The 6707-nt window shown below is 57.6% G+C and carries 9 protein-coding genes and 1 pseudogene; 6 read left to right on the top strand and 4 right to left on the bottom strand.

Annotated features, from left to right (window positions below):
* Nucleotides 1-136: 136 nt before the first annotated feature.
* The gene (locus tag NW835_RS10840) at nt 137-352 is read right to left on the bottom strand and encodes a hypothetical protein (RefSeq protein WP_414347243.1); all 216 of its coding nucleotides are present in this window, start codon (nt 350-352) and stop codon (nt 137-139) included.
* A gap of 192 nt (nt 353-544) precedes the next feature.
* On the opposite strand from NW835_RS10840, the gene rbfA reads away from it, so the two are divergent.
* From rbfA to NW835_RS10860, 4 genes and pseudogenes are all read left to right on the top strand, one after another.
* Entirely contained in the window at nt 545-988 is a 444-nt protein-coding gene (gene rbfA, locus NW835_RS10845; RefSeq protein WP_414366319.1) for a 30S ribosome-binding factor RbfA, read from the top strand.
* A gap of 159 nt (nt 989-1147) precedes the next feature.
* Nucleotides 1148-1960: a pseudouridine synthase gene (locus NW835_RS10850; protein WP_414415291.1), complete on the top strand. Its 813-nt coding sequence runs from the start codon at nt 1148-1150 to the stop codon at nt 1958-1960.
* A 35-nt stretch (nt 1961-1995) separates the two neighbouring features.
* Nucleotides 1996-2232: pseudogene (locus NW835_RS10855) on the top strand (helix-turn-helix domain-containing protein); the annotation flags it as partial.
* Nucleotides 2233-2526: 294 nt separating this feature from the next.
* The gene (locus NW835_RS10860; protein WP_414366333.1) at nt 2527-2883 is read left to right on the top strand and encodes a DUF4115 domain-containing protein; all 357 of its coding nucleotides are present in this window, start codon (nt 2527-2529) and stop codon (nt 2881-2883) included.
* A gap of 22 nt (nt 2884-2905) precedes the next feature.
* Here the strand turns inward: NW835_RS10860 and NW835_RS10865 are convergent, their stop codons facing one another.
* The 3 genes from NW835_RS10865 to trxA all read right to left on the bottom strand — a co-directional run bounded on the left by NW835_RS10865 (nt 2906) and on the right by trxA (nt 5419).
* Nucleotides 2906-3586, bottom strand: a complete 681-nt coding sequence (locus tag NW835_RS10865) for a phosphoribosylanthranilate isomerase (protein ID WP_414366320.1) — start codon at nt 3584-3586, stop codon at nt 2906-2908.
* Nucleotides 3587-3601: 15 nt separating this feature from the next.
* Nucleotides 3602-4672: a TIGR00730 family Rossman fold protein gene (locus NW835_RS10870; RefSeq protein WP_414376687.1), complete on the bottom strand. Its 1071-nt coding sequence runs from the start codon at nt 4670-4672 to the stop codon at nt 3602-3604.
* 405 nt (nt 4673-5077) lie between these two features.
* A complete protein-coding gene (trxA, locus tag NW835_RS10875) occupies nt 5078-5419 on the bottom strand; it encodes a thioredoxin (RefSeq protein ID WP_414366323.1) in 342 nt (113 codons plus the stop codon).
* A 189-nt stretch (nt 5420-5608) separates the two neighbouring features.
* Between trxA and sixA the strand changes: the two genes are divergently transcribed.
* Both sixA and NW835_RS10885 read left to right on the top strand, forming a co-directional pair.
* Entirely contained in the window at nt 5609-6172 is a 564-nt protein-coding gene (sixA, locus tag NW835_RS10880; RefSeq protein WP_414415292.1) for a phosphohistidine phosphatase SixA, read from the top strand.
* A gap of 94 nt (nt 6173-6266) precedes the next feature.
* A complete protein-coding gene (locus NW835_RS10885; RefSeq protein WP_414366327.1) occupies nt 6267-6458 on the top strand; it encodes a hypothetical protein in 192 nt (63 codons plus the stop codon).
* The last annotated feature ends 249 nt before the right edge of the window (nt 6459-6707 follow it).

Genomic DNA, 6707 nt, shown 5'->3' on the forward strand with positions numbered 1-6707 from the left:
CCAAATCAAAACCGGGGAAGTCATAGGCTACTGAGGAACGGGATCCCATCTTGGCCGGTTCCCACCACCCCTTTCAACTCATTCCCCCCTCCTGGACAGCCAGGAGCTAGACTATGAAGAACCTTAAAGGGCTCTGTCAAAGCTCTGGACGGTCGAGCAGCCGGCTGGGACAATAGCGGCAGCGTTCATCTGGCTTTTGTTGGCCATCGCTGTACCCCATTGCATACGCTGTATCCCCCAACATCACCACCAATTGAGTTAGCTTCAGGGAGAGCAAGGGGTCAAGCGGCTCTGTGACATTCAGCATAAACTGCTCAATGGAGCGCCGCAGGGCCTCTGGCGTCTTGATCATCACGTCTCCATCCATCCATCGATGGCTTTAGGTATTCATACTCAAGGCAAGGTGGACATGGATTCAAGATAAAGGTAGAAGAGAGAGATGCTCGTAGCATCGGCTACTGTTCTGGGGATCGAGCCGACGCGGACTCTGCTCCACACCGGCCAGAGCCGGTTTGCGGATGAGCGGTAACCTAGGTATCCAAAAATGGCGACAGCGCGACGGGTGGCACGGGTAGCCGAGCTGATCAAACGGGAGGTCAGCCAAATCCTGCTCTCGGAGATCAAAGATGACCGCGTGGGGGCGGGCATGGTCAGCATTGTGGATGTCGAGGTTTCCAATGACTTGCAAAATGCCCGCATCTTCGTCAGCATCTATGGCGATGAAGCGGCCCAGCAGCAGACCATGGAGGGGCTGGCCTCTGCCACTTCCTTCGTGCGGCGGGAAATCGGTCAGCGCCTCGGCCTGCGACGGGTGCCGACGGTGGTGTTTTTGCAGGATCGCTCTTTGGAGCGGGGATCCCGGGTTCTGGCCCTGCTTAACCAACTGAAACGGGACGCCGAAACTAAGCAGGAGGGATCCTCATCTAAGAACCAGGAAACGGTTGAAGAGGGCAGTGAGGGCGAAGCAGAGGAGTTGGGTAACCAATAGCTACACCGTTTTGTTAGCAGGCACTACCCGTCTCTCAGCTCTACAGGCCACAAACGGGCGGAAGCTTTGGTTTCCTGCCTAAACGGGCAACCCCTGCTGCCCCCCGACTCTGGCCATCTGCTTTTGCACTGCAAAGACTCTGCTCTAGTCCCCTTGCCTATGGCAGCACCCCAACGGCTCCAGAAACTTTTGGCTCAGCAGGGCTTGGCCTCCCGCCGCCAGGTGGAAGCTTGGATCCTAGCCGGACGCATTCGAGTCAATGGGAAGGTGGTCACCGAGCTGGGCTTTAAAGCCGATCCGGAACGGGATCGCGTCGAGGTGGATGGACGGGTGATCCTCTTCAGGGATCCGGCCCGCCACGTTTTGCTTCTGCACAAGCCCCTGGGAGTCTTGTCCACCTGTAGGGATCCCCTAGGACGCAAGACGGTGCTGGATTTGCTTCCCCCACCCTGGAACCGGCAGATCCGTCTTTACCCGGTGGGCCGATTGGACGCCGACAGCAGTGGGGCCCTGCTTCTGACTAACGACGGCGACCTGACGCTGAAGCTGACCCACCCGCGCTACCATCTGCCCAAGGCCTATCTTGTGCAGGTGCAGGGGCGCCCTAGCCAAGCCACTCTGCAACGGTGGCGGGAGGGCGTCGACTTGGATGGGTCTACCACTTTGCCGGCAGAGGTGGAGTTTTGTGATCCGCCCCCTTTTGGAAGAACCTCCAACTCCTCTTGGCTGAGGGTAGTCCTATTTGAAGGCCGCAACCGGCAAATTCGGCGGGTGGCCGAGCAGCTGGGCCATCCTGTGCTCAGCTTACACCGGGAGGCGATTGGCCCGCTGCGTCTAGGCAACCTAAAGCCAGGTCAGTTTCGCCTGTTGCAGCCGCAGGAGGTTCAGGCTTTGCTAGCCCCGTTTGCGGTCACTAACGGCTCAGCTCCGTCCAGAAGTGCCTCTTTTCACTCCTCCTCTCCCTCTTCATAATCTTTAGCGGGGGAACTTTTGCAGGTAGCCCAACGATGCAAGAGCCGGAACGCTCTAAGGACTCTGTCCCGCTAACGGGATTGGAAGCCCTGGGATCCCTGTTGCGGCAAACACGGGAGGCACGGGGGCTGACGTTGACAGATGTAGCCAACGATACCTTCATTCGCTCCCAATATCTGCAGGCCCTGGAGGAAGCCGACTTGAGCCGGTTGCCGGAGCCGGTCTATGTGCAAGGCTTCCTCAAGCGCTATGCCAACTATCTGGGGCTGGATGGCGAGGCTTTATCTCGGCAAGCTTTGCCACTCCTAGCTGCCAAAACGCCCCATGCGCTCCCTCCTCTTACTGCTGTTGGCGAACAGCTGGGCTTTGCCCTGCGCCCCTTTCACCTTTGGGCCGCCTATGTGGTGCTGGTCGTGCTGGCGGTGGGAGGGCTGTCGGCTCTTTTGGACAGCACCGGCAACCCCTTTGGGCATTGGCTGGCCAGCAGGTCAAGCGGCGAGGGATCCCAGTCGCAGCCGCAAGCAGCTAACTCCCCTGGGCGCAGCCCAGAACCGACCCTTCGCCAGATGTTTCCCACGCTGGATCAGTGGACGCGCATCCAGGGGGTTTTCCCTGACGTGTTGGAGGCCCATACGGAGGGGACGCGGCGCAAGCCGGTGCGCCTTGATATTCGCGTGGTAGAGCGTCCCTCCTGGCTACGAGTCATCGCCGATGGAAAAACCGTTTTTGAGGCCACCCTGCAGCCGGGGGCAGAGCTGAACTGGGAAGCCGAGCGATCAATTGTGCTGCGTACCGGCAATGCCGGCGGGGTGTTGGTGACCTTCAACGACCGCCATCTGGGGGTGATGGGAAGGTTTGGAGAGGTGAAAGAGCTGATGTTTGAGCCGGGGCTAGATATTCAATCCTTCCAATCCTTGCAATAGGGATCCGGCTCGGCCGGAGGGGCTAAAGGCCTTGATTGGGTTGAGGTAGGGCAGAAGCGATTTGCCACCCTTGGGATCCCAACTGCTGCAGCAGACGCCGGACTTTGTCCAGATCTTTGTCGCCCGGTTGGTGCTCGACGCCGCTGGAGAGATCAATGCCGCTAGGCTGGAGGTAGCTGAGGGCCTGCAGAACATTGTCTGGGGTGAGGCCACCGGCCAGCAGCCAGGGCAGGGGCAGGGAGCGGTGGGCCAACTCTGGCCAGTTGAGGGTTTGCCCAGTGCCACCCGCCCGCTGTGGGTGATAGGCGTCAAGAAGCAGAGCCTCCACACAGTCGCCGTAGAGGTGGGCTGCCTCCAGATCTGCCGGCTGGCGAATGCGCAGGGCCTTGATGCGGCGAATGCCGGGGAGCCATTCTCCCAGTTGCCGGCACTCTTCTGGCGATTCCTGGCCGTGGAGCTGAACAGCCGTGAGGCCGCCCACTTCCACCCAGGTGGCAATCGTACGGGGATCCTGATCCACAAAGACCCCCACCTTTTCTACATGTCCGGGCAGGGATCCCAGCCAGCGCGCTGCCGAGAGAGGCAAATAGCGCGGCGTGTTGGGCACTGCGATAAACCCAAGAGCGCTCACCCCCAGCGCAGCGATAGCCTCCGCTTGATCCTGGCGAGTGATGCCGCAGATTTTGACAAACAACCGGCCCATTGGGACGACAATCCCCTACTTTTGGTCGGGGCGCATTTGCAGACGATCCGGCTGTGCTGGATGAAGCGTGTTGATCCGGCGCACCATTTGCCACAGCCGCCCAAAGTTGCGTTGGTTAAAATGCATCACTAGCCTTGGCAAATGGGCAATCTCTTCCTCTGCTTCTTCCGGCAAAGCCTCAGTTTGCTCGATTCGGCCCGAGTCGAGAATGTCGGCAAACTCTTCGTTTAAGATATCCAGAGCCTGGGGCGAGAGCTTGGCATTCAAGCGCAAAACCAGCAGTTCCCGCACATAGCGATTGCTGTGAAAGATGCGATAAAAATCGACGATCTGCTGGCAGGCATCCCCTACATCGTCAGTTAAGGTGTATAAGAAGAGATCTTCTGGGCTAATCAGGCCGCGGCTGAGTAGATGCTCCCGCACATATTCATCCCATTCTTTCCAGTAGCAACCGCCCTTCTTGTCCACCAGCACCAAGGGCATGAGCTTGGTTTTACCGGTTTGCATCAAGGTCAGACATTCAAAAGCCTCATCCTGCGTACCAAAGCCACCGGGGAAAAGCACCAGCGCATCGGTTTCTTTGACAAAAAAGAGCTTGCGTGAAAAGAAATACTTAAAGTTAATGACCCGATCGCTGGCAGCAATCACAGGATTGGCCATCTGCTCGAAGGGAAGCTGGATATTCAGCCCAAACGAGTTTTCCAGCCCTGCCCCCCGATTGCCGGCTTCCATGATTCCACTGCCGCCCCCCGTCAGCACCATGAACCCTCGCTGGCTGATGCAGTGGGCGAACAACTGTGCCTGTCGGTATTCCGGGCTGTCCGGCCCTACCCGTGCCGACCCAAAAACTGTTACCTTGCGCTGATGGACATAGTTCTGGAAGGCCGCAAACCCTTGCTCTAGATCCTCAAGCGTGGCCGCCAGGATCTTGGCGTCCAAGCGGCTGAGATTCAGAGATCCCATCCGCTGCAGTGACTGCAAAATGCGCAGCCAAGCCGTCCGGTTGGGGTGATACTCCAACTGCTTCAGACGAGTCTCAGCGTTGGAGAAAATCTCCTGGAGAAGAGAAGAAAGGGAATCAGCCAAGCCAGGATCCAGAGTTCTCTGTTATTACTTTACTGCAATAGACTATCGACGGTAAACGAACCCCGGCACTCATCTTCGTTGAGTCAACGCAAAATGGCTTACACCACGCTGCGCGAGCCGATAGAGTGCGGGCTTCACACTTCACAGACTTGTTGGTACAGAGGTCTCAGAGTGCCACTGCCGTGGGATCCACGGTGGGAAACTCTCCAGAAATTTAACTTGTTCTCCTCACTTGTAGCATAAGCAGCTGTTACCCCGACACTGATTGGCTCTTGAGTTAACACAATTCACCAATCAATACAGTGCGGCGCTTGCCGCCGATTAAGCTAAATGCTACTTAGGCTTTACTCCCGAATCCAGACGTAGCGCTCTGAAGCACTGACAGTCGCTCCTCCTGCCCGGATCTTAGCCCTCAGCAGGCGTGTCAAAGTGCTTCTCCAGAATTGTGGTTAGAGTTGCCTTAGGCACAGCGCCGACCACCACATCTACCTTCTGGCCTCCCTTGAAGAGCATCAAGGTGGGAATGCTGCGAATGCCATACTGGCTGGCAGTTTGGGGATTCTCGTCCGTATTGATTTTCACGACCTTAACCTTGCCGGCATACTGCTCGGCTATCTCCTGAACCACAGGAGCTACCATCCGGCATGGGCCACACCAGGGCGCCCAAAAATCCACCAAGACTGGGATATCGCTACGCAGCACCTCTGCCTCAAAGGTAGCATCAGCAACATCTATTGCTGCAGACATGCTTGGAGAACTCCTGAAACAGTACGTACCCGTCACTTAGAGCGATCCTATCATAACTTTCTGGGCTTCTGTTCTAGGCCGCAGCAGGCACCTACAATTTTTGCCAGAGGGTTGGGCTGAACAGGCGAGCTTTTCCCAACCTGAGCGGGGTATTCTGGAGTGGAAGAGGGAGAAAGCGTGCAGGCGCCGATGGCATTTGAGCTCGGGCCAGAAGGAGGCAATCAGGCTGCAGCCGAGAAGCGGACTTCCGTTCAGGAAGTAGCTGTGGATTTTATTCGCCACGGCATAGCCGAAGAAGCACAAGCGGGAGTGGAGGACGCTTTCCGCGCCTTGACCGACGAGGGACGCAAGCGCTGCCGCAAAATTGCCCGCCAACTCAAGGATATGGGTTGGAAGTGGGATCTCCTGCTCACCAGCCCCCTTGTGAGGGCGCGGCAGACGGCGGAGATTTTTTTTCACGAGAACTTGGCCGAAGCTCTAGAAGTGTTTGAGCCGCTGGCCCCGGACGGCAGCTTCACCGACCTGGTGCGCTGGCAGGCGGAGCGGGATCCCTTCACGTCTCTGGCCTTGGTCGGCCACCAGCCGGATCTGAGCCTGTGGATACAGGCAGCTATTGGCCTACTGCCGACCAATCCCCAGGCTATTACCCTCAAAAAGGCAGGCTTGGCCCAGGTGCGCTTTGCAGAAGGCCGTATCGACTATTGCCAGGGATCCCTGACGTTGCTGCTTTCTCCCAAAGTGATATTGCGCTGACTCTGCCCTACCTGATGTAGCCGTGCGAACGTGGCAGCTAGCCTTAACTTTTGTTAAGGTGGTGCAAACCCCCAGCCGTAGGGAGCATTTCACGATGGCCAAGATCTTCACCCCTGAATTCAACCAGTTTGAGACCATCAACGCCACTCAGGCGTGGTCTTTGTTTTTTACCATTAGCACTTCTGACCGGCTCCTGGGCGAAGACCCGACTGTTGGCCGCTACATTACGCTAGCCCTGTTCAGTGCCATCCTCAGCGGGATCCTGAATGTGCTGCTGGCGTCCTAGTGGGCGGACAGCCTGTGGTTTTCTGAGACCTTGGTCTTTTGCGTTGTTAAGAGCCCGCTGGCAGTGACGGCTTGGCCTGAGGCAAGGGGGATCCTGCTCTCAGGTTTTTTGCTTTTGAATGGGAAAGGATCCCTTGTTTTTTCTCTGGGTTCTTCTCATGAGCGCTTCTGAGATGGGTTCCGTAGAAACCGGACGTCTGGCGGCGGCCGTGCCCGCCGAGCTGCCGTTGCTGCTGGCGCCGGCGGGGGA

Source organism: Synechococcus sp. OH2 (genome assembly GCF_047462155.1).
Classification (GTDB): Bacteria; Cyanobacteriota; Cyanobacteriia; order Thermostichales; family Thermostichaceae; genus Thermostichus.

Bases quoted from the DNA above. Each gene is read 5' to 3' on its own strand.
- NW835_RS10840 (WP_414347243.1), bottom strand. From the start codon at position 352: ATGATCAAGACGCCAGAGGCCCTGCGGCGCTCCATTGAGCAGTTTATG.
- trxA (WP_414366323.1), bottom strand. From the start codon at position 5,419: ATGTCTGCAGCAATAGATGTTGCTGATGCTACCTTTGAGGCAGAGGTG.
- NW835_RS10860 (WP_414366333.1), top strand. From the start codon at position 2,527: ATGTTTCCCACGCTGGATCAGTGGACGCGCATCCAGGGGGTTTTCCCT.
- NW835_RS10850 (WP_414415291.1), top strand. From the start codon at position 1,148: ATGGCAGCACCCCAACGGCTCCAGAAACTTTTGGCTCAGCAGGGCTTG.
- NW835_RS10865 (WP_414366320.1), bottom strand. From the start codon at position 3,586: ATGGGCCGGTTGTTTGTCAAAATCTGCGGCATCACTCGCCAGGATCAA.
- rbfA (WP_414366319.1), top strand. From the start codon at position 545: ATGGCGACAGCGCGACGGGTGGCACGGGTAGCCGAGCTGATCAAACGG.
- NW835_RS10885 (WP_414366327.1), top strand. From the start codon at position 6,267: ATGGCCAAGATCTTCACCCCTGAATTCAACCAGTTTGAGACCATCAAC.
- sixA (WP_414415292.1), top strand. From the start codon at position 5,609: ATGGCATTTGAGCTCGGGCCAGAAGGAGGCAATCAGGCTGCAGCCGAG.